Consider the following 21,970-nt stretch of genomic DNA (forward strand, 5'->3'; position numbering starts at 1 on the left):
AGAAAAGACCACGACTTTTTCGAGTTCCCTGAAAACTTGCGCTCAGGGCCAGAAAGCATGTCTCTGGGCCGATCTCTCTGAACGGATACGTTTTCCTCCATATCAGCCCCCTCCGCATTTCAACCTTCAGTGTCCGGGCGTCGACGCAACATTCCCAACCGTAATCACCGGCGGCACGGGTTTGATGAAATGTTGCCGGAGGCTGTACGTGTACGCTCCTTGCGTCGGAATCATGAGCACGTCGCCCGGCCGGATGTCTTCGCCCCAGTAACCGTATCCCCAGACATCGTGCGGGGTGCACAGAGACCCCAGGATATGGCATGGCCTTTCCGTCATAGCGGGACGAGTCAGGTTCAATATCGGGAAATAGTCCGTCTCGAACCGTTCCCAACCGACGGCATTGGCGCCGGCGTCCGTGATGACCAGGTCCTCGGCCTTCTTGTCTACAACGGATATCAGGAGATGCATGGCGTCGTTGCAGATCCATCGACCCGGTTCGAGAAAGATCCGGCAGTCCACAATCGGAAGGATCTGTTCTCGAATGGCCGCTGCAAGTGGTTCGGCGAAGCGCTCGATGGATAGAGCGGGCATCCGGTAATGGACCGGACCGGACTCGGTCTGTCTCATGAGGGCCTTTCTCAGCATGCCCTTCGGAGTCCCCGCGGTCTGAAGCCATTCACCCTGACCCGGCCAGTACCCTCCCCCGATATCGATAAACTCCAACTGCTGTCTGAAGGACCCGGGCATCCGCGTCAAAACCCCGGCCAGGACCTCGGTGAACCCGATCTGGGAGTCAGGAGTCAGGTTCCAGCTGGAATGAAAATGCAGACCCACCAACCGCACGTGGGTGCAACGGGCGGCGGTTTCCCAAAAAGAAGGCAAGTCGTCCGGAACAATACCGAATTTCCGCCAAAGCCCTTCCGGGATGGTGGTCAGGCGCACGCCGGCTCGAACCTGCGCGTTTTCTTTCGCCGCGATGGCTTCAAGCCGCTGCAGTTCCCCGAAGCTGTCCATCAGCACGACAACGCTTTCGGGATTCCTTGCGGCCAACCGCAGTTCGGCTTCCGTCTTTCCGGGACCGTTGAAGACAATATCCCGCGCGTCGAGCTTTAAGGCCGTATCGAGTTCGAGACCGCTGGACACCTCGAGGCCGAAGCCGCAGCCAAGAAGGATGTTGGACACCTCGGGATGGTTGTTGCTCTTCACGGCAAAATAAAAAGCCGATTCAGGCAAATGTGCGCGGAAGGCATTCCGGAATCGGTGCGCTCTTTGCTCCAGGACCGAGGGCTCCAGAACATAGATCGGCGGCGGATGTATGCCGAGAATGTCCAGATACGTGTCCCGGAATTGAAAATAATGGTGTACAAAAAGCTTAAGCTCCGCCTCGGGCAATGTAGGGCATTCCTGGGCGAACACGGATTTCAAATCCTGAATCGTGATCGGGTCTTCAACCATCATGTTATGATTCGATCTCCACCACGAACCGTCCAAAAAGCTCGTGACACTGAGTTTCTACATCCGGTTCGGCAAAGGGTTCCATTAGGACATGACCCAACAACCAGGAATCGTAGTCTTCCGGAGGCATTCGCACGATGTGGCCCGGCGTTCGGATTAAATGCACCTCACGCACTCTGGGGTCCCGGCGAAGCGGACGCACATCCATGGCCCGCAAAACGCCGTTGCGCCCGGCATGCAGGCGCAGCCCTACCCAGTTTTTCGCACCCGTATAGAGAACGGGGCGGACGGGGCGTCGCTGAGCGATATCGAGGGTCAGAATCAGCGGGTCCAAATGGCCCGCCTCGCGGAGAAGGAACGGTAGGCAATCCCCACCGGGGCGGGGAGTCATTTCCAACAGCACGATGCCCTCGTCGCGTACGAGAAAATCCACCATGCAAATCGCGTCGGTAATCCCCAAAGCCTTCGCGCCGTCACCAAGAACCCGCTCGAACCGACGTTGATCCATGTCTCCCGGAGGACGTGTAACCAGGGCATAGCCGCGAATCGTGCCGAAGGGTCCCTCGGTGGAATGAATCTTTCGAGTCAGCCGTAGAACATCCACCCGGTCATCCCGGACAAGGAAATCACAGCTGAACTCGGTCCCGGCAACGAACTCCTCCGCCACCACGCACGGACCCTTGGATACGGAGTTGCCGTACATCCGATGGGTCTCCCTGGCTTCCAATCCGCGCCGGATCTCCAGCAGGGCTCGTTCACACTCCTCCGGATCGCTGCAGCAAAACACCAGCTCACTGCCGCTGCCCGTAAGCGGTTTCAACACGCAAGGACCACCGATGTCTTCGAAAAAGGCGCCGAGTTCGGCCGATGATCGAACCAATCGCGTTCGAGGACACGGCACTCCGCTTTCTTGCCAGAGCCGTTTGGATGCATACTTGTCCCGGCAACGCCCAATGGTTTCGGCGGAAGGATAACTCAGATGAAACTCCTCCGCGAGAACCGCCGTCAGCTCCATCGACTCACAATCGAAACAGGCGATTCCGTCGAGCTTGAGTTCCCAGGCCAGGAGATGCGCCCTCAATGCATCCCTCGCCGCGTCGTAGTCAGCCAAGTCGGAAAGGAGTTCCTCAACCGGAGCCGGAGCCGGTTCCAGCGCCGTCCGCCGCACCCCCGGTTCCGTGAGAAAGAGCGCCCGGCCGGGGCATGCGCGGCGGATCCACTCGATGTAGTCGGCCGTTGTACCGACCACCAGTACTTTTGGGTTATGATTCGGTTGCATACATCCGTTTCAGCTCATTACGACGAAGTCCGGGAAGGCCGACAGGCTCCAAATGGTGCAGCCGCACCGCCTTGGGCGGTGCGGCTCTCGAAGCGAACGCTTGGAAAACCTTGTATGTTTCCCTCAGCGGAAGACCATTATATTTGCAGATGAAGACGAGGGCGCTGAGTCCGCTCGAAGGCGGGTCTATTTTCGAAGCAGGTGTTCCCCTGAAGCGCCGGCGACGGAGCAATTCGAATCTCGAAGAGCGGGTGGGGATCCAGATGAAACCGCTCTTTCCAACCGAAATCTCCACAAAGAAAATCGACCTTTTCCAAACGACGTTGGCACGCCCACTCGATGTGGTGAAAGTTGATCAGTTTGCCGACACCCGAAAAGTCCGAATGCGCGCCTCCGGCCAGAACGGTATACGAGCGGTTCCACACCGCACCAACGTCAACGGCGGCGACCTCGCCGCCCACCATGACCGTGGTGATCCGGAGGAGTTCGTTGTTACGCAGCCAGGACACAAGATTTTCGAAGGACTTCAAGAACCTGGGATCGTTGAAATATGACCGTTCCCCGAACGTGTTTCGATTCAAGTCGAACAGATGATCCATATCCGAAAGCGTGTCATATCGATAGGAAACGCCCATGGATTTCAGAAGGCTTAACTCCCGGACCAGCTTCTTTCGGGTTTTACCTGAAAACTGCTGCATGTAGGTTTCGAAGGACCAATCATACTGTCTTGGGAAAAAGAGATAGCCCACCTCGTCCAGCTCCACGAGTTCTTCATTCTGTGGCAGCGATTCCCGGGTCAGATATCGCAGATGAGCCTCGGCGGGAACGTGGTTCAGAAGCTCCGCGGCTACCAAGGGGCCGGAGGCCGGGATTCGGTTCTGCTCCAGCCACGTCTTCCCGTTCCAGGTCTCGCCCGGAAAGTGACCGAAACACGCCTTCTCCTCGATCCAGCTCAACGCCAGCATCCCCCTTACAACTCCTTTGTGTTCCGCAACCAGGAAGTAGGGGGTACGATCAAAGGGCTCCAGAAAACAGGATCGCACCGGCCACAAGTCGAACAGGCACTCGGCGGGCCATATCCGTTCCCAGAGACGCCGGCACCCTTCAGGGTCTTCACACGTTTTAACGGTAGTCATCTTAGCGCCTCAGCGTTACGTTGAGAGTGCTGTGGGTACCTCCGAAATACTCTTGGGCGAAGGCCTGAACGGTCTCCGGATCATAGGGTTTGCAGCTGAACACATCCAGATAGGTTGCATTCGTCTGGTTCGCAAAATGAGCGGAGATGAGGGAGGTCTCGATGAGTTGCACCATCGAATACCCTGCTACCCGCTCGTCTTCCCCGAAATGAACCACCATGGTATCTCCAAAGCGCTTCATCTCGATCAGCTGGCACAATTTGATCACAAAACGCCGGATCGCTTCAGCGTCTCGAATTTTGTCGGCATCGCAGTTGTGGATGTCAATCGCAGAGGCGATGCCCCAAACATTTGCTTCTATTTCTCTAGCTTTCAGGGCCGTATTCTTCATGCGCTATTTCCTTTCCAGCCGTAAAACGGATCTCGTTTCCGGTTCAGTATACCTCCGGACGGCGTTCTTCACGGCCACTCATCCGAATGTTAAGTTGAATACGTTCCTTTTTCCGGTGTCCGGGATATACGATATTCCGGCGATTCAGCCGCTTCTCGAATGAGGAGACGCCATGCAGCTCATGCGAGCGGTTTCTGGAGGAGACCCTCTCCTTGTTTCCTTCTCACAGTTCCTGCAGGCTGTTACAGCCAAACAGCCGCCCTTGGAATCGGACACTCGCGATGCTCTCGCACTTTCGAAGCCAACTCCTCTTCATCTCCCTTCTCTTTTGAGGCCCGGAAAATTTCGTTTCTGGAACGCGGCCTGCCTTCACAAGAAGTTGCGGTTACTTTCCCATGAGTTCGTCTTTCAGCGTCCTTTTTCGATGGAAGCGTACGCCGGATTTTTTTTGACGCGAAATCTCTTCATCCTCATACAGATTTTCATCATACGGTTCCCGATCCCTCGGGTTGTTGTCCCGCTTCTTTTTCCGATCGGGCTCTTTCTCTTTCCTCATCTGTCTGTCCTCGTTTTCGCACGTCCATATGAAGCTGATTCGAGCTTGAAAAAACGATAGGTCTTACCCCTCTAGCACGTTTTATGCCAAATTAACGCTACCGATAACTCCTTTTTTTAATTAAGCAATATCCGATGGCCTGTTTCCCCCGACCGGGCAACGGTATGTTTTTTAAGTAAACGAATACCGATTAATTGAAAAATCTGTATCAAAGTGCTATTAATTACACTTTATCGGCATGCTGACGCATCAAAGATCGAAGGGACCCGCGGAGCGTTTGAGGCGAAAAGGAGTGTTGCTTCTATAACTAATTGATATTAAAGGTCAAAATAGTGAGGGAGCGATCTCTCTTTCTTTAACATCTGAAAAGATGCTATCCGGGAAACAAAGTACGCCCGACTAAATCGGTAGATATATACCGATTTCAGGAGAACAGCCCATGTTGATCCGACTTGTCTTTGCCATCAGGAACAAGCCATTGCAAAAGCGACTGGAAAAAAGCTTTTCCGTTTCCGACGTCCAGGTCAAGTCCTGCAGGCAACTCAAGACAGCCTGGCAGGAACTGGTTCGCAGTTGCGGAGACATCATCGTTGTCAGTGGGTCCATGATCCCGAATCCCATTGAAGGCGGCATCGCCATGCTCAACGACCTGCCTGAAAAGCCGACGACCGTGATCCTCCACGACACCGACTCGTCCGAAGAACACGCCCGATTGGTAGCGGCCGGGGCCGACGTCGTCCTCTACGCCCGAGTTTCGGATAGAAGCCTTGTGGAAGCCATCGAAACCACCCTGGAATCCCGGCGGCAGTTCCACCTTCTGGATCGCTTCGATCGCAAAGGCCAATTGAAACCCAAACTCGGCGACTTCTCCTCCCACAGCGAGGAGATGCAGATCTTCATGGACGAGGTGCAGCAGGTGATTCCCAGCAGAACGCTTCTGTTGCTGCAGGGCGAAACAGGGGTCGGCAAAGAGCATCTGGCCAAGGCCATTCACGCTGAAAGCCCCTGGTCGGCCGGTCCCTTCGTTACGGTCAATACCGCTGCCTTACCCGAACAACTCCTTGAAAGCGAACTCTTCGGACACGAGCAGGGAGCGTTCACCGGCGCCATCCGATCTCGTCGAGGCGCATTCGAGCTGGCTCACGGAGGAACCATTTTCCTGGACGAAATCGGAGAGATGCCTTTGCACCTCCAGGCCAAACTGCTCCGAGTGCTCCAGGACTATGAAGTCCAGCCCATCGGCGGGGAAAGTCCCATCTGGGTGGACGTTCGAGTCATCGCCGCTACCAACCGGGATCTGGAGACGGAAGTGCAGCAGGGAAACTTTCGCCAGGACCTGTACTATCGCTTGAGCATCGTGACGCTGACCATACCGCCCCTGCGAAAACGAAGAACGGACATCCCCGCCATTGCGGAACAATTCCTACGTTACTACCGGAACAAGATCGCCCGTGAGGTGGACCGCATCTCGCCGGCGGCCATGGACGCTCTATGCCGCTATGATTGGCCCGGAAACGTGCGCGAACTGATGAACGTCATCGAGCGGGCCATGCTGCTCAGCAAGTCCCGTGAGATCACGCTAAAAGATCTACCCGGAAGTTTCCATGAAGACCGGTCGGCGGTCAGGGAAATCCTGCCGAACGACGCCAACACTCCTCTGTCGTGGGAAAACAAAACCCTCTCGGAAGTCCAACAGGAAGTCATGGAACGGGTGGAACGGCTATATCTTCAAATGGTGCTCGAGAAAACCGAGGGCCGTGTTGGACAGGCCGCCGAACTGGCCGGCATTCATCCCCGGGGACTGTTTAACAAGATGAAACGGCTGGGTCTCCAAAAAGAAAATTTCAAAAAATCGATACCTCGCCGATAGTAAACTGAAGGGCGGCTTTCAAAGCCGCCCCTACATACCTGTGGCGTGAATGGTCCTCCGCTCCTCAAGTTGCCGCATCGCAAGGCTCCGCACGGCGAACCATCGTTTTGTTGGCCCTTCGGTCAGGTTCGTTCTCTCTTTCGGACACGGATCGCCTTGATCGCCAGGACCGGCACGGCCAGCAGTTCGAAACCGATGATCGCGTGCAACACCGCATAACCCCGGTACCCGTCGGATATGCGGGCCAGGAGTATATCCGACGGCGCCAGACACGCGCTCAAAATCCCTAGGAAAATGGATAGCATCGCCAGCCACATCACCGCAAAACCCATCAGGAATCGACTCCGGAAGGTTTCGGACGAGGTATAACTCAACGCCTGCTTCACGAACCACACCGCCATGCCCAGCCAGCAGGCCAGCATGATTTCCTGGGCAAGACCCCGATGCCCGGCCAGAGCCTCGTACACCGGAACCGTAATCTGTGGCAATCCCGTATTCTGGTAAGACGCGTACAAATGGACCAGTGCCACATCCAGGATGTAGCCGAGAAAAAGCGCCGGAACCACGGATCCCATCATGAGAACGGCGGGAACCGCTTCACGCCGCAAAAAAGAGGAGGTTTTCGCCGTCATTTCTCTTCCGCCCATCGCTCGACGCCGTACTCTCGCCAAATCTCCGCCGCCTCTTCGTCCGACGGCGCAATGACCCTCAGACGATCTCCGGGAACAGCCGAAAGCATCAGGTCCCCCCTGCACCGCCATTCCTTCTCTTGGGACCAGTCGGTTCGGTTGGGGTCCAGATGCTGAAAGCGGAACTTCTGGACTTCATCCAGTGCTTCGTACGTTTGCGCGTCTCCGTAGAGGACAGGAACCGCGCCCATCTCCTCGAGCAAAGCCTTGGGAAACACGATCCCGTAAGGCTCGAAGCTCCACCGCACAAGGGCCGACTGCCATCGGATCAATCGCCGGATCTCGTCGGGCTCGCATTCGGTGAACGAAACCGTGTCCAGGGCGCCCCGGATGAGGCGGTGGCCGGCGCGGATTCGTCCTTCTCTCAGGATGCGCCGGAGAGCCTGGAAGGCCGTGTGCTCGAAGTCTTCCGCTCCCCCGAGCACCCCCTCGAGATAGTCTCGATGCGTCTGGCCGGGCCAGGCGCCGTTGCAGCGACGGGTATAATGCACGAGTATGGGCTCATCGAGCCGCGATGCCGGCGTCTTGGCGGTTAAACCAGCGCAGGTCGTCCCTGTTGAGTTGACATTCGCCTTCCAGCCTTGGCCTTCTCCCTTTGGGACAAGGCCGGGATGAGAGTGCGTGTCGATACGCCCGACATTCCCGCCGCACGCCGTTTCCAGCAGATTGCGATTGCCGCCCGTGGAAGCGCCGAACCTTCCCGGAGCATATACGCGCACCGGTTTGCCCCGCTCGAGGGCCCGTCGCCCCACGGCTTCCATGTTTCCCCCGCCGCGGATTTCCGCCACCCAGATTTCATGCGCCAGATTTCCAACGCATCGGTCCCGGAGAGCCGCCGCTTCCCGGTGGAGCCGCCTGGAACAGGGCGGCAAAGGAGATACGAAGGTGGTCCTTCCGGAATGGAAGAGTTCGGCCCGGCCCGGGAATTCGGACCCCAAACGGCTTCCCTCCGATAGTCGAAACGGGCTGCCGTCCGGACACACCACCCACACGTGTGCGCCCAGTTTGTTCCCCACATGACTCACCAGGTCGTAAGGAACGTTGCCGTAACTTGTCACCAAATCGAACCCTTCCTCACAGGCCTTCCCGGCCAGATGCCCGGTCACTTTGGGCCATCGTTCGTCCGGAGTGATCCGTCCCGGCTTTCTGGAATTCAGCACGGCCACCCTGCGCGCGTCCTTCTTCGGTTCACTCCCGAAGACGAAAAAAATCCGAGGCCCGTCGCGTTCGCCGGAATCCCGGTTCTTCAACACCCGCAATCCGCCGTCCAACCACCGCTTGGCCTTCTCCCTGTAAAGGCCTGCGTTACGCCGTACCTGTCTCAAGAACGACTCGGAAAGCCGGACTCCGCACGTTTCAGCCGCGCTTGCCGGCGCAGGCAGGGGATCTTCATCGGCAACACGGGTCGGGTTCGGAAACGAATCGATGATGCGCAGCCGGTCCGCCAACGGAAGACCGCGCGCCTCCGAAACCGCCGCCGCGGCGAACACGTAGGCATAGGCCTCTTCTTGGGAGAGATGGAGCATGCTGCAAAACCCGACGTTTGTTTCAGGAGAACATCGTTCCAGTTAAGAATGTGTACGCTTTGTTTATCTTATCCGGTGTGCTCCAAATCAATCAAGCAGGGACGGGTTGAAATCGCGTGCGCGGCCGTGGGAGCGAATGTTTATTCGCCCCTACGGTTCCATGTGGCGACGCGGATTCCGGGCTTGAAGTTCTTGTTGTTCAAGCAACGATCCGGCGGCCTGTGTTCACATATGCCCCCTCACCCTGCCTCTCCCCCGTACCGATGGCGAGGGGGATTTGATCGGGGCGGCATTCTTAGTAGGGGCGGTTCGCGAACCGCCCCTACGGAACGAACCGCCGAAAGGGATGGGAAAATAGGCACGGCGGCAGTTATCGGCGCATCGATTGTTCTTGGGATCGTGATGGCGGTGGCATGTTTCGCGTTTTGGTTCGCGCCGAAATGATAGGGGCTTCCCGCCTCCTGTGGGATTTTTTGAGGGGTTTCCCTCGCCTATAGTACGCCGGCCATATTAAGCCTTGCCGAAGCCCGTGTTTTCGGGCACCATGCACGGAATGAATCCGATCAATCCAACACAAGGAGCCTGCACATGACTTCCCCCATCCTGTTTCAGCCTATATCCATCAATCACATGGACCTGCGCAACCGCATGGTGATGCCTGCCATGCATCTGAATTATTGCACCGACGGCACGGTAACGGACCGGTTGGTGCGGTTTTACGAAGAGCGAGCCAAAGGCGGCGTGGGCCTCATCATCGTGGGTGGTTGCCTTGTAGACGAATGGTCCGGCGGGCAGACCATGGTCGGCCTTGACAAAGACGAATACATTCCCGGCCTCAAGGCACTTACGGCGGCCTGCAAAGCCCACGGCGCCAAGGTCGCGGCCCAGCTCTACATGGCGGGCGCGTATGCGCATCAGGCGTTGATACGGCGCGACGCGTTAAGCTCGTCCAGTCACCGGTCGAAATTCACGAACGAAAACGCCCAGGGAATGACCTTGGAAGACATCCGGATGGTCACCGGAGATTTCGTTTCGGCGGCCGTTCGAGCCAAGGAAGCCGGATTTGACATGGTCGAGGTTCTGGCCGCGGCGGGATACCTCATTTCGCAGTTCCTGTCGCCGGTGATCAACAAACGCGAGGATGAATACGGAGGTCCCCTCGAGAACCGGATGCGTTTCGGCATCGATGTGATACGGGCCGTTCGGAAAGCCGTGGGTGACGATTTCTGCGTGGGCGTCCGTATCGCGGGAAACGACTTCGTGCCGGGGAGTCACACCAACAAGGAAGCTCAGCTTTTCGCCAGGGCCTGTCAGGGAGCGGGCGCCGACCTGATCAACGTAACCGGGGGATGGCATGAAACGCGCGTGCCGCAGATCACGGGAGATCTTCCACGCGCCGGTTTCGCGTATCTGGCCCGGGGCATACGCGAGGCCGTGAGCGTTCCCGTAGCCGCGAGCAATCGCATCGGTCGGCCGGACCTGGCCGAAGAGCTGTTGCGCGAGGGCTTCGGCGATCTCATCTGTTTTGGACGCTCGCTCATCGCCGATCCCGAACTTCCGAAGAAAGCCATCGAGGGCCGGAATGACGAAATTCGCCCCTGTATCGCCTGCAACCAGAAATGTTTCGATCATGTATTTGCCGTCAAACCGGTCGGTTGTCTGGTCAATGCGGAAGCCGGCGAAGAATGTCGGACGAACATCACCAAGACGGAAACGCCCGGAAAATTGGCGGTCGCGGGCGGCGGCGCCGCAGGGTGCGAAGGACCGAGTTTCTGGAACTGTTTCGCTACTACGCCGCCGCTATGGCCAAAGCGGGCGTCGACGTGCGGCTAGGCAAGGGATTCACCGCGGACCATGCCCGCAAGGGCGGATACGACGCCGTCTTCTTGGCCACAGGGGCGGAGTCCCTCGTGCCGGATATTCCGGGCATGGACGCTCCTCACGTGGTGCAGGCCTGGGACGTGCTTAAAGGGACCGCTCGGACCGGCCGGAATGTGGTGGTCGTGGGCGGGGGCGCCGTGGGTCTCGAAACCGGCATTTATCTGGCCAAAAAGGGCGCCCTCACACCCCAACAGCTCTACTTCCTCATGCTCCACGACGCCGAATCGCCTGAAACCCTCAAGGAACTCATGGGCAGAGGCGCAAAGAAGGTCACCGTCATTGAAATGACCCCCGAACTGGGCAGAGACATCGGCCGCTCGACACGCTGGACCGTGCTGAAAAAGACGAAACTGTACGGCGTTACCCTATTGAACAACACGAAGCTGTTGGAAGTGCGTCCCGATCGCGTGGTGGTCCGGGACAAGGCGGACGAAATCGTGGAAATACCCGCGGACACGGTGGTCATGGCCGTGGGCGCCCGCCCCGCAAACCGGTTGTACCGGGAGATCGAGGCGATGCTGCCCGGCCGGGTCCGTGTCATCGGCGACGCGGAGAGCGCTTCCAACGCGGCCGGGGCAGTGGAAGCCGGATTCCGGGCGGCCATGGAACTCTAACTGCAGTTTATCACTGCGAGGGAAACCTTAACCGGTTTGTGGTCATTCACGGGGGGAAGACCTCTGAAAAGGCTTCAATATGCCATGCCGTCCTTTCCGCGGCGGCAATCTTTTGGAGTTTGTGCGGCCTCTCATCCCTGATTTCAATTCCTAGCGGATGGATTGTGAAAGGACGAGAGGCGGCTGTACCCTGCGCATCATCAACGTGCGTGAAGTCGCACCCGGGGCGCGGCCTCTTGTTACTTCGCAATGCGGACAACGAGTTGGCCGCGCCGGCCGGTGTGAGGTAGGATTCGATACATTCGAACGGTTTCGCCAAATGCTGCGCAACGCGCACCCTACCGTGGGTATCCTCCGATCAGGTCGAAACAACCTCATCTGTTTGCCCGGATGTCCGGGCGGGTTTGCCGCAGGTCCTGAGCCGGTCGATGGAAAACCAGCCCCCTGCGACTTTGGGACCGGATGTCCGGACTCAAACTCCTTCTCCCTCTGGGAGAAGGTCGGGATGAGGGTGTGTTGTCGGATGGACGGCCCGGACAGACTCGATAATACGGAGGGCATTGTTGGAGCAGACGTTGTCCGGGCGGGTTTGAAACCAGCCCCTACGGCTTTGCAAGATAAATCCGGAGAAGGTCGGGAAATCGAAGCCGCCGTAAAACCGGTATTCAGGATAGAAGGTTGGGATAGCGAGCGTAACCTAACGCCTTGAATTACCTTGATTTCACCCCTCGACACAACCTGTAGATTCGGCCGTTCACATGAGCCTCCGTAACCGCCGTATCAGCTTCAGCTTCCGCACCTTGAACCGCAGGGTCTCGACGTCGGTCCACCCCCGCATATGGCAGTTCAGGCAGGGTTTCTTCAGACGGCCCGTGACCAGTCCCTGCCTGTAGGCTTTGATGGCGGAATTGTTGAGCATGGCGCCCAGGCCTGGTCCTTCATACAGGTCGCCTACCCTTTCCTGTGTGACGCAGCACGGCCGCACCGAGCCGTCGGCTCCGATAAACACCACGTCCCACGGATCCAGACAGTCCCGGGTCCGGGTTTCACCACGGGGATAGGACGGTCCGGGCTCAATTCCGTTCAAACCATGTGTAGGATGTGCGTAGCCGTCGGCGATCCGGCCTTCATCGAAATGCGCTTTCAGGCTGTCCAGCAGCGGTTCTTGAATCTCGCATTCGGCGCCGCGGCGACGGATGGTTTCGGAGACGCGCCGCATCAGACCGGGCAGACGCCCTGTTTCCCTCTCGGACAACCGGGCGATGGGCCGCACGAAAAAACCGTCGTGTTCCGAAGGGTATTCCACCAGGTTGCAGAAGGTGAACCGGCGCACATTTTGGGCCAGCCCGAAGGCCGCCAGGTCCGACAGGCCGAAGACGGTCTTGTCCGAAACCACGATGGACCAGCCGAAACGAGGCGGCTTGCGTCCCTGAGCAAAGGCTTCGTCGCGGATCATTGTCATGTTACGGACGATGGTCCGAAGATCGGCGCCGCGCATGCCCTCATCGAGCAGCCTTTCGCAGTAGTCGCGCCACCGGTTCACCGTGGTGGTTTCCCCATGCCCGTGCACCGAAACCAGTGAGACCTCCCTTGCTTTCAGATCTCGAAGGATATCCTCAAACCGGCTCAGATCCAGGTCCATGGCTTTGTAGCCGGCCTGTCGTGAAGCGCAATAGACACATTTCAGATTACAACCCGTGGTGAATTCGACAAACGCGTGGTTCGTGTAGTCGGAGCGCATCAGATCCCCCACCACGGGAGACAGAAAGCGTTCGCCCATCTTTCCTATTGGGATGCCGGAAGCCCGCATCGCTCTCTTGAACCGTTTGAGCACTTTGTCCACGACAGGATTCATCTGTTCAACTCGAGAAGTGGTGGATCGGTTAGAACCGTCGATCGTATTATCCCATCTTTTACGCCCTGTGCAAGTTTAATGGGAGCGGCAAAGCCGACCTGCCCTGAAATTCGTGTCCGGGAGCGGGATAGGCATCGCGGAATATGCACGAAAGAGTTTGAGAACGACCGGTCGTCCGGACTACACTGTATGCATTGCGTCATGGCGAGGGTTTCCATTTTCACTTTCAAAAGGAGTACGGGTATGAGGAGGCCGGCGGGTGTTCTATTGATTTTATCCACGTTACTACTCACCTCCGGATCGTCGGGGGCCGCCCCCGAGTGGACCTTTGACCCCAACCATTGCGAGATTGTGTTCAAAATCAGGCACATCTTCGCCTATGTATCCGGAGTTTTTGAAAAATTCGACGGGAAAGTCCTTTTTGATCCCAACGATCTCGAGGGAAGCTTCATCCACGTCCGGATAGAAGTAAACAGCATCGATACCAGGATCGAAAAGCGGGACGAGCATTTGCGTTCGGAGGAGTTCCTCGACGCGCAGAAATTTCCGTATATGACATTCACCAGCTCCGAGATTGTGCACAAGAAAGACAACGACTATATCGCCCGAGGGAAACTGAAGATCAAAGACGTGATTCTGCAGATCGAACTCCCTTTTACCTACCTCGGCAGCAGGACCGACCCTTTCAACGACAAGCAGGAGGTAGCGGGTTTCGACGCTGAATACGAGCTGGACCGTCTGATCTACCATGTGGGTAGCGGCAAATACTACGAGCAGGGAGTAATCGGCAAAGACGTGACCATTTCCATCCACGTTGAGCTCCTCCGAGCCCGATAGACGTTGCCGTGAATAGGGGAATGCGACGGCTCCGGCGTCCGACCGGATCGAACGATATAGAACCGCGAAGGTCCGTTCCGAAGGTCTCGCGGACAGGTTCGATCCGGTCGGGAGGAGGATATGGCTTTCTCCGGTGAGCATTCAACGAGACCGTCCGTGACTTTTCAATCCGGACGGCTGAACACATTTTTATCTTGACAAAACAGGTCGCCCTGAATTAGATATTGACCAGCTGGCCGGTTTTTTTGTTCCGTAGTTCTTCCACATCCTGTTTCCTGGTCAGTCTTTTTCCCGGCGGGGGCGACTCGTGTTCAAACCGGCAACCGAAGTTGAAAAGTTCGATCGATTCAGCCACAAAGGCAAGCTGAAAATCGATGAAATCTGCACGAGAGCCGCGGAGGTGTTCAGCAACAAAGGATACCTGACAGCCACTCTCGCCGATGTCGCCAATGCCGTGGGTATTAGTAAAGGAGGCATTTACCACTACTTCTCAACCAAGGAAGAACTTCTTTTTTTGATTCTGTTACGCTATATGGATCAGACGCTGCAAGAATTGAAAGAAAAACTAAAATCAATGGATGACCACAGGAATAGAATACGCCTGTTCATCCACCATCATATCGCCCACTATCGTGACAACTTCCACCAATCTCGCCTCATCCTTCACGAAGCGCACCATCTTCCTGACGAGTACTACAACCAGGTGAAACAAAAAGAGAGAGAATACGTAAATCTATTGGCGGAGAATATCCGCGGTTTGGTCACGGGATATAAGGATAAACCGCTGAAAATAAAGCTTGTAACCTTTTCCCTGATCGGCATGTGCAACTGGCCGTATATATGGTTCAACCCCAAAGGGTCCGTTCCGCCGGAAGAGCTGGCTGAGGAAATATATAAGGTCTTTATCGGCGATCTGCCGATCTGACACTGTTTCAGGCGCGCGAAGGATCACGCCTCCAAAAGCGTTGCCCGTGCTTGCATAACCCGTACACCACAGGGGGGCTCAGGCCGCCCGACAAAACATACCAGCCGGCCGGTTTAAATTGCCCCGGTTTCGCCCGCTCGTCAGAGCTTTCGGTCGCGCAGGAGGACCCTCACATGGGTGAAAAAGCTAGCTCCAAAACATCCAAATCCTTAAAAACCTTGAATACCACGAAAATGGTGTTCCCTAGAGTGATGGACTATTACAAACGAGCCTACGAGGCCAAGTCTTCGGGATCCGCCAAAATCGTGTATCACACCGGTGTCGATCCCACCGAAATCGATTACGCCATGGGGCTCATCCCCATGTTTCCGGAAAACTTCTCCGCGGCGTGCGGGAGCACTCAGCTCGCTCCCGTTCTCATCGAAGTGTCCGAAAGCCTCGGCGCCCCTCAGGATCTCTGTTCCTATTTCAAAACCCATTATGGCTTTATGAAGGGCCATTTCCCCGAAGCCGTGGAAAATGCGCTCTCCCGCATCCGCTTACCCGACCCGGACCTCGTCGTGTCCACCAAAAAACTCTGCCGGCTGCATCCCTTATGGATGAAAGTCGTAGCCGAGCACTACGGCGCGCCCTACTTTTCACTGGATTCGCCCATTATGCCGCCCCGCTACGACGCGAACGAACGTGCGTTCGAGCGACTGTGGGGCATTCACTATCTGCACGGAGTCGGCCGGGAAGCACTCGACTTCTGCGTGGCCCAGCTCGAGGAGTATATCATCTTCCTGGAGGAGCACACCGGGAGCAAACTGGACTGGGATCGATTGAGAGAATCGGTGGCCCTTGCCGGCGAACTGGGCCTCCTTTTCCATCGCATCCTTGAACTGAGACGAAAGGTTCCGTGCCCTGTGGGAGGAGAAGACATAAACTCGCTGGTGTTTTTCCCGGCATGCCTGTCGGGGACCCGGGAGGCGGTGGATGCTTTCAAACAGGCCGTTGACGAAGTGGAGGACAGGGCGGCCGCGGGCAAGGGTGTGGTTCCCAAAGAGCGGTTTCGACTCCTGTTCGAAGGCATCCCCCCTTGGTTCAATATGGGTCTTTTCAACTACTTTCACAAGTTTGGAGCCGTCTCCGTGGACGAGTTCTATCCAAGGACGTGGTGCGCGCTCATGGATCCCGACAAGCCCTTGGAGTCCCTGGCAATGAAATATATGCTGGCGGCCAACGCCACGGCGACATACACCGCCACCAGGGAAACAGCCATGGAAAGGGCCGATCTCTATAGCGCGGACGGCGCCATTCTGTGGAACTTGCCGACGTGCAGGACTATGGCGTCCACCATGCTTCCCAGACTGCAAACCAGCTACGAAAACGACGTGGGGATTCCCACGCTGATGCTCGACGCGGATCAAGTGGATTCCCGTCGATATAATGAAGCACTGGTGATCGGCAGAATCGACGCATTCATGGAGGTGATTGAACAACGGAAGTACGGGGGTCTCGATTAGCGGTTGGCGGATATCCGGATATTAAGAAGGATGTCCGGTTCAATACACGAATCCTAACGTCAAAGGGAGGTTCCACATGTCGGGTGAGCAGAATCGGGAAATCGCTTTGGGGATGCGAGAAATGCAACCCAACCCCTCCAAATTTACCGCCCAAACACTCAAGGATTTGGGGGTGGAGGTTGCCTTCGGTGTGCATGGAGGACACATCTGGCAGATGTGCGACGAGATGAGCAATCTCGGTATCCGGATGGTCACCGTAAGGCATGAGCAGGCAGGCGTTTATGCAGCGGAGGCCTATTCAAAGGTTACCGGAAAAATCGGCGTGTGCTACGCAACGGCGGGACCCGGAGTCGCCAATTGCACCAGCGCCCTGCAGCAATGCTGGCTGAGTCGGTCACCGGTCCTTCTGTTGACCGGCGGGAATGAATTCGAGCACGACGATACGTTCACCTTACAGCCCGCCGATTCGGTGAACCTGTTCACGCACATCACCAAGTGGACGAAAAGGATCACCCACCCCTGCCAGCTCAAACAATTCATAACTAGAGGATACAAGACGGCCATGACGTATCCTCAGGGACCGGTATGTCTGGAAATCAGCCATTCCGTGTTATACACCCCTATCCCGCCGATGGGACCGGCCAGTATCTTCGGTGAACATCCTCTCTTCGTGGACAAATGGCTCGAGGATCGGAACGGGAAGGTAGTACCGGCCTATGGCGCGGATCCCAAGTTGATTGGAGACCTGGTCGACCGGATTTACAAGGCGGAAAGACCGGTCATGCTTGCCGGCGACGGCATTCACTGGGCGAACGCCCAGGACGAGCTGCGGGAATTCGTCGAATTGACTCAAGTGCCCACCAGTGTCCGGCGAATATCTCGAGGGGCCTTGGATGAAACCAATCCCTTGTACTGGAGTTCCCGTATCGGGAGCAAAGTGCTCCAGAAGAACGACCTGACTCTGGTGATGGGAATGAAAGTCGGCTTCTTCGACGGATATGGGCGGCCCTGGCGCAACGCCATCCAGATCAACGAATCCCCTGACCAGATTGTTCCGTTCTTCAAGACGGACATGGCCGTAGTGGGCAGCCCCAAAGTGGTCATGCGGCAGATGATCGATTACATCAAAGCGAAGGGACTTAAACCGCCGGCCGTCCGGTCGCAGTGGTCCCGGGAAGTGGTTTCGATGCAGAAGTCCACCCTGACCAAAATCAAGGACAGGGCTGAAACGTACAGTAAGCACAAACCGATCCATTTCGGTTACCTGTCCAAGGTCGTCTGGGATGTTTGCGAAGATCTGTATGGCGGCATGAATCGCGTCATTATGGACGGCTATACTTTTTCCGGATGGTTTCCTCCCTACATGACCGCCCGGTACTCGGGCCAGTATCAGGACTCTTCCGAACAAGCCGGCGTGGGTCACGGGGTCGGCATGGCGATCGGAACCGCCTTCGCGGATCCGGAGACCCGAAAGCGGCCCGTTATCGTCCTCATGGGCGATTCCGGAATGGGCCTGGGGGGCATGGACATTGAAGTGGCCATCCGATATAGACTGCCCATCGTCTTTATCGTAGGCAACAACAACGGCTGGCTCACCGGCATGAAAGCCATCACCTACGGCAAGGATTGGGGCGCGCTGGGGCCGCAGGACCGGGAGCACGGCTCGGAAAATATTTCCAATATCGCCTACGACAAGATGTTCGAGGTGATCGGATGCCACGCCGAAGGCGTCACGGACCCGGCCGGGATCCGGCCCGCCCTGGAGCGGGCCTGCCGTGCTGCGGAAAAAGGGCAAACAGCCGTAGTCAATGTGTACGTGGACCCCACCGTGACCAATCGTGAGGTGTACAGCGGCATGTACGCGGCGGCTTGGCTTCACATACCCTGGGATAAGCTTCCCAAACGAGGCAAAGCCATCCGCAGAAACACCATGCCCATGTTCCCGTGGGATCAGGTAGGGGTCCCCCCAATGCCGATGCCGGATTATTGGGAGCCCATTCCGGAAGACGAACAAATCCCCTGAGCGTAGGAATCCGATCCGAGCAAACATCGTGCTTGTTCACAGGGTCAAAACCAGCCTCTGGCTGCCGGGGGAACAATGTTCCCCCGGACCCTTGTGCCGGCTCCGTCCCCCCAGTGGGGGACGGAGCCGAAGTAGCGGGAGGAGAGATCTCGATGAAACGACTGGAAGGGAAAGTGAGTATCGTAACGGGCGCCGCAAGAGGGATAGGCAAAGCCATCGCGGAACTGTTTGCCGGGGAAGGCTCCAGTGTTGTCCTGTCGGATATCGATGCATCGGGTGACCAGGTCGCCCAAGATATTCGGGGAAGAGGAGGCAACACGCTCTTCGTCCGGGCGGACGTGTCCAAAGTCGACGAGGTGAAGCACCTAATCAACAAAACAGTGGAAACCTACGGCAGGATAGACGTGTTGGTGAACAATGCCGGAATCAGCGGCGGATTGGCCAATGGCCTGCAAATCGAGGAGAACGACTGGCAGAAGATCCTGGATATCAACTTGACCGGTCCCCATCTGTGCACGAAATACGCAGGTCTCGAAATGGTCAAGAACAACAGCGGATCCATCATCAATATGTCCTCCATTCTCGGTATCGTCGGATGCCCGATTTCCACTCCCTACTCGGCAACCAAAGGAGGCGTACGAACGTACACCAAGGCCATGGCGGTTGTTCTGGCTCCTCAGGGCGTTCGCGTGAATTCCATCCATCCCGGCTATATAGACACCGACTTGGTCGCCAAGATTCTTGCGGACATTGGAGACCCAGGCGCCCGGGCAGGCGCGGAAGCCCTCCACCCACTCGGAAGGTTCGGCAGACCGGAGGAAGTCGCCTATGCCGCGCTGTTCCTTGCTTCAGACGAATCCTCATTTGTAACCGGAAGTGAACTCGTTGTTGACGGGGGATTTACAGCCCAATAAGGTGTTGGGGGACGTCCGCGATATATGGACATTTGTCGGTTTTCGTGTCGAACGGAATCCCCCCCGCCTCGAGCGCAGGGTCAAAACCGGCCCCCCTTGCGCCGGCTCCGCGCGCGGTTAGTAACCCGTTTGCAGAGAACCCTTGACCCCGGTTTCTACGCGGAAGCGCGCAACCCTCTCAAGAGGTTTTGGAAAGGATCCGGGGAAACCTTTTCCAAAAGATTTCCTTACATACCCCGTGAATGAATACGACAAATCATCTCGGGCAGAGCTTGGAAGGAAAAGCGTTGAACGATTCGTTTTTAAACATGCCTTCCAATTGTAATGGCGCAAGACTTCATGAAGTTTCCGGGGTAAGGAAGAACACAATGCCTCCCGGCGCAGGAGGCTGCGTCTTACCTGTATCGCGCCACCATCATAAAAATCGCACCTTAGGAGGTAGAGTCGGATGTTCACTAAAACGTATGTTCCTTACAGAGGCTATTTTTGCACTCCTTTTTGCCGCTGGCAGGGAAGTTTCCAAACAGAGAACGCCATTGAGTTGGGAGCCATGGTCACCAAGAAGGGCCTGGCCGAGCGAAGCATCGATCCGAAACAGTTCGACGGTCTGTTTCTTGGCTACACGATACCCCAGATATCCTGCTTCTTCGGAGGACCCTGGATGGCGGGAATGATCGGCGCCGAAACCATCAGCGGTCCCATTCTGAGCCAGGCCTGCGCCACGTCGGCAACGTTGGTCGGCCAGGCGACCATGGCTCTCGAGGCAGACATGTATGGAAGCATCGTGGGCATTGCCACGGATCGGACTTCCAACGGACCCCATCTCGTATATCCGAACCCCAACGGACCGGGCGGCATGCCCATAAAAGAAGACTGGGTTATGGATAATTTCAATAACGACCCATGGGCCAAGAACTCCATGATCCAGACCGCGGAGAATGTGGCAAAAGAAAAGGGGATTACCCGCGAGGACTGCGACGTCCTGGTACTCAAACGGTACCTTCAGTACCTGGATGCGCTCAAAGACGATCGGGCTTTCCAGAAACGGTATATGATGCCGGTGGAAATCCGGAAAGGGAAACAAACCGTCATCGTGGATCAGGACGAAGGGATTATCGAGTCGACCGAAGAAGGGCTTGCCCGGCTGAAACCGTTTTTGCCGGGAGGCGCCCACACTTTTGCAGCACAAACGCATCCGGCGGATGGAAATGCGACCATTATCCTTGCCCACAGGGACAAGGCCAAGAGCATGAGCGCGGATCCGGCCATTGAAATTCAAGTGCTTTCGTATGGATACGCACGCGCCGCCAAAGGCTATCTGGCTAAAGCCGTTCCACCGGCGGCCCGGATGGCCTTGGAAAAGGCGGGCATCAAGGTGTCGGAGCTTGCGGCCGTAAAGACGCATAACCCGTTCGCCGGCAACGACGTTCACATGATACGTGAGATGAATATGGATCCTGAAATCGTGAACAATTACGGTTCTTCGTTGATATACGGCCATCCGCAGGCGCCCACCGGCCTGCGTCTGATCATCGAACTGATCGAAGAGCTCGTCCTCCTCGGAGGCGGCTATGGGCTCTTTGTCGGATGTTCGGCTGGAGACACCGCGGCGAGCGTCACGGTAAAGGTAGGTTAGCGCTTCATGTGAGGCGGGGCGAACTTGAGTTCCGCACAAACGACCAGGGCGGGCATCGCTTGCCCTGATGACCATTCAAAGGAGGAATGCAGATGTCCGGTTTGGTATTCTGTGAAAAGCATGGCGGCGTGACTCACATTGTTTTGAACTCCCCCCCCGCCAATGCCATGAGTTCGGAATTCATGCTCGATTTGGAAACGGCCCTTGTGGAGGTCGAATCGGACGAAAGCTGCAGAGCCGTTATTTTTCGCAGCGACGTGAAGAAGATATTCATGGCCGGTGCGGACCTGAAAGAACTGCTGAGTATCAGCGAAGAGGAGTCGAAAGCCTACTTCGGACAGGGACAGAAGTACGTCAGTCGAGTGGAAGAGCTGTCAAAACCCACCATCGCCGTTCTGAACGGACACACCATGGGTGGCGGATGCGAATTGGCGCTTTGCTGTGACTTTCGCTATATGGTCGATACCAAAGCGAGGATCGGTCTGCCCGAAGTAACCCTGGGCCTCCTTCCGGGAGCGGGTGGGACACAGCGTCTGCCGCGCCTGATCGGCAGACGCAAAGCCGTTGACCTTCTGTTCCGAGGCAGGACGCTGACGGGTCCGGAAGCCCTTTCCATCGGGCTGGTGGACGCGGTTTTCCCTGCGGAAACGCTGCTCGAGGAAAGCGTTAAACTGGCGGAGGAACTCGCTCAAGGCGCCACCAAAGCCATTGGAGAGATCAAGAAGTGTCTGAGGGTTCCGTTCGAAGACATGTCTTCCAGAGGCTTCGTCCAGGAGGTGGAAGGAATCCTATATCTGTTCAATCGAACTCATGACACCAAGGAAGGGATCCGGGCATTCAACGAAAAGCGTCCTCCGAAGTACACGGGCCAATAATTC

General features: G+C 56.7%; 18 protein-coding genes. 10 read left to right on the top strand and 8 right to left on the bottom strand.

Annotated features, from left to right (window positions below; all coding sequences use genetic code 11):
• Window positions 1-126 precede the first annotated feature (126 nt).
• From HY788_06935 to HY788_06955, 5 genes are all read right to left on the bottom strand, one after another.
• Window positions 127-1,455 carry a decarboxylase gene (locus HY788_06935; GenBank protein ID MBI4773903.1) on the bottom strand — a complete coding sequence of 443 codons (1,329 nt, stop codon included), beginning with the start codon at window positions 1,453-1,455 and terminating at the stop codon, window positions 127-129.
• A gap of 4 nt (window positions 1,456-1,459) precedes the next feature.
• Window positions 1,460-2,734: an ATP-grasp domain-containing protein gene (locus HY788_06940; protein MBI4773904.1), complete on the bottom strand. Its 1,275-nt coding sequence runs from the start codon at window positions 2,732-2,734 to the stop codon at window positions 1,460-1,462.
• A gap of 137 nt (window positions 2,735-2,871) precedes the next feature.
• Window positions 2,872-3,870, bottom strand: a complete 999-nt coding sequence (locus tag HY788_06945) for a GNAT family N-acetyltransferase (protein ID MBI4773905.1) — start codon at window positions 3,868-3,870, stop codon at window positions 2,872-2,874.
• A gap of 1 nt (window position 3,871) precedes the next feature.
• Window positions 3,872-4,261 carry an S-adenosylmethionine decarboxylase gene (locus HY788_06950; GenBank protein ID MBI4773906.1) on the bottom strand — a complete coding sequence of 130 codons (390 nt, stop codon included), beginning with the start codon at window positions 4,259-4,261 and terminating at the stop codon, window positions 3,872-3,874.
• 385 nt (window positions 4,262-4,646) lie between these two features.
• On the bottom strand, window positions 4,647-4,817 hold the full coding sequence (locus HY788_06955) for a hypothetical protein (protein MBI4773907.1): 171 nt from the start codon (window positions 4,815-4,817) through the stop codon (window positions 4,647-4,649).
• A gap of 439 nt (window positions 4,818-5,256) precedes the next feature.
• Here HY788_06955 and HY788_06960 point away from each other — a divergent pair, with 439 nt between their 5' ends.
• A complete protein-coding gene (locus HY788_06960; protein MBI4773908.1) occupies window positions 5,257-6,687 on the top strand; it encodes a sigma-54-dependent Fis family transcriptional regulator in 1,431 nt (476 codons plus the stop codon).
• A 122-nt stretch (window positions 6,688-6,809) separates the two neighbouring features.
• On the opposite strand, the gene HY788_06965 is transcribed toward HY788_06960, so the two are convergent.
• Window positions 6,810-7,319: a hypothetical protein gene (locus tag HY788_06965; protein MBI4773909.1), complete on the bottom strand. Its 510-nt coding sequence runs from the start codon at window positions 7,317-7,319 to the stop codon at window positions 6,810-6,812.
• Entirely contained in the window at window positions 7,316-8,902 is a 1,587-nt protein-coding gene (locus tag HY788_06970; GenBank protein ID MBI4773910.1) for a hypothetical protein, read from the bottom strand. The genes HY788_06965 and HY788_06970 overlap by 4 nt, the downstream gene beginning before the upstream one ends.
• A 588-nt stretch (window positions 8,903-9,490) precedes the next feature.
• On the opposite strand from HY788_06970, the gene HY788_06975 reads away from it, so the two are divergent.
• Window positions 9,491-10,735 (top strand): NADH:flavin oxidoreductase, encoded by a 1,245-nt coding sequence (locus HY788_06975; GenBank protein ID MBI4773911.1) that lies wholly within the window; start codon window positions 9,491-9,493, stop codon window positions 10,733-10,735.
• Entirely contained in the window at window positions 10,657-11,397 is a 741-nt protein-coding gene (locus HY788_06980; GenBank protein ID MBI4773912.1) for an FAD-dependent oxidoreductase, read from the top strand. The genes HY788_06975 and HY788_06980 overlap by 79 nt, the downstream gene beginning before the upstream one ends.
• A 754-nt stretch (window positions 11,398-12,151) precedes the next feature.
• On the opposite strand, the gene HY788_06985 is transcribed toward HY788_06980, so the two are convergent.
• Window positions 12,152-13,252 carry an SPASM domain-containing protein gene (locus HY788_06985; GenBank protein MBI4773913.1) on the bottom strand — a complete coding sequence of 367 codons (1,101 nt, stop codon included), beginning with the start codon at window positions 13,250-13,252 and terminating at the stop codon, window positions 12,152-12,154.
• Window positions 13,253-13,495: 243 nt separating this feature from the next.
• Here HY788_06985 and HY788_06990 point away from each other — a divergent pair, with 243 nt between their 5' ends.
• From HY788_06990 to HY788_07020, 7 genes are all read left to right on the top strand, one after another.
• The gene (locus tag HY788_06990) at window positions 13,496-14,089 is read left to right on the top strand and encodes a YceI family protein (GenBank protein ID MBI4773914.1); all 594 of its coding nucleotides are present in this window, start codon (window positions 13,496-13,498) and stop codon (window positions 14,087-14,089) included.
• 307 nt (window positions 14,090-14,396) lie between these two features.
• On the top strand, window positions 14,397-15,014 hold the full coding sequence (locus HY788_06995) for a TetR/AcrR family transcriptional regulator (protein MBI4773915.1): 618 nt from the start codon (window positions 14,397-14,399) through the stop codon (window positions 15,012-15,014).
• A gap of 173 nt (window positions 15,015-15,187) precedes the next feature.
• Window positions 15,188-16,519, top strand: coding sequence for a 2-hydroxyacyl-CoA dehydratase (locus HY788_07000; GenBank protein MBI4773916.1), 1,332 nt, complete (start codon window positions 15,188-15,190; stop codon window positions 16,517-16,519).
• A gap of 76 nt (window positions 16,520-16,595) precedes the next feature.
• On the top strand, window positions 16,596-18,542 hold the full coding sequence (locus HY788_07005; GenBank protein ID MBI4773917.1) for a thiamine pyrophosphate-binding protein: 1,947 nt from the start codon (window positions 16,596-16,598) through the stop codon (window positions 18,540-18,542).
• A 152-nt stretch (window positions 18,543-18,694) separates the two neighbouring features.
• On the top strand, window positions 18,695-19,456 hold the full coding sequence (locus tag HY788_07010; protein ID MBI4773918.1) for a glucose 1-dehydrogenase: 762 nt from the start codon (window positions 18,695-18,697) through the stop codon (window positions 19,454-19,456).
• A gap of 448 nt (window positions 19,457-19,904) precedes the next feature.
• Window positions 19,905-21,092: a thiolase family protein gene (locus HY788_07015; GenBank protein ID MBI4773919.1), complete on the top strand. Its 1,188-nt coding sequence runs from the start codon at window positions 19,905-19,907 to the stop codon at window positions 21,090-21,092.
• Between the two features lie 92 nt (window positions 21,093-21,184).
• The gene (locus HY788_07020; protein MBI4773920.1) at window positions 21,185-21,967 is read left to right on the top strand and encodes an enoyl-CoA hydratase/isomerase family protein; all 783 of its coding nucleotides are present in this window, start codon (window positions 21,185-21,187) and stop codon (window positions 21,965-21,967) included.
• Window positions 21,968-21,970: the final 3 nt, after the last annotated feature.

Source organism: Deltaproteobacteria bacterium, from assembly GCA_016208165.1.
GTDB lineage: Bacteria > Desulfobacterota > Desulfarculia > JACQYL01 > JACQYL01 > JACQYL01.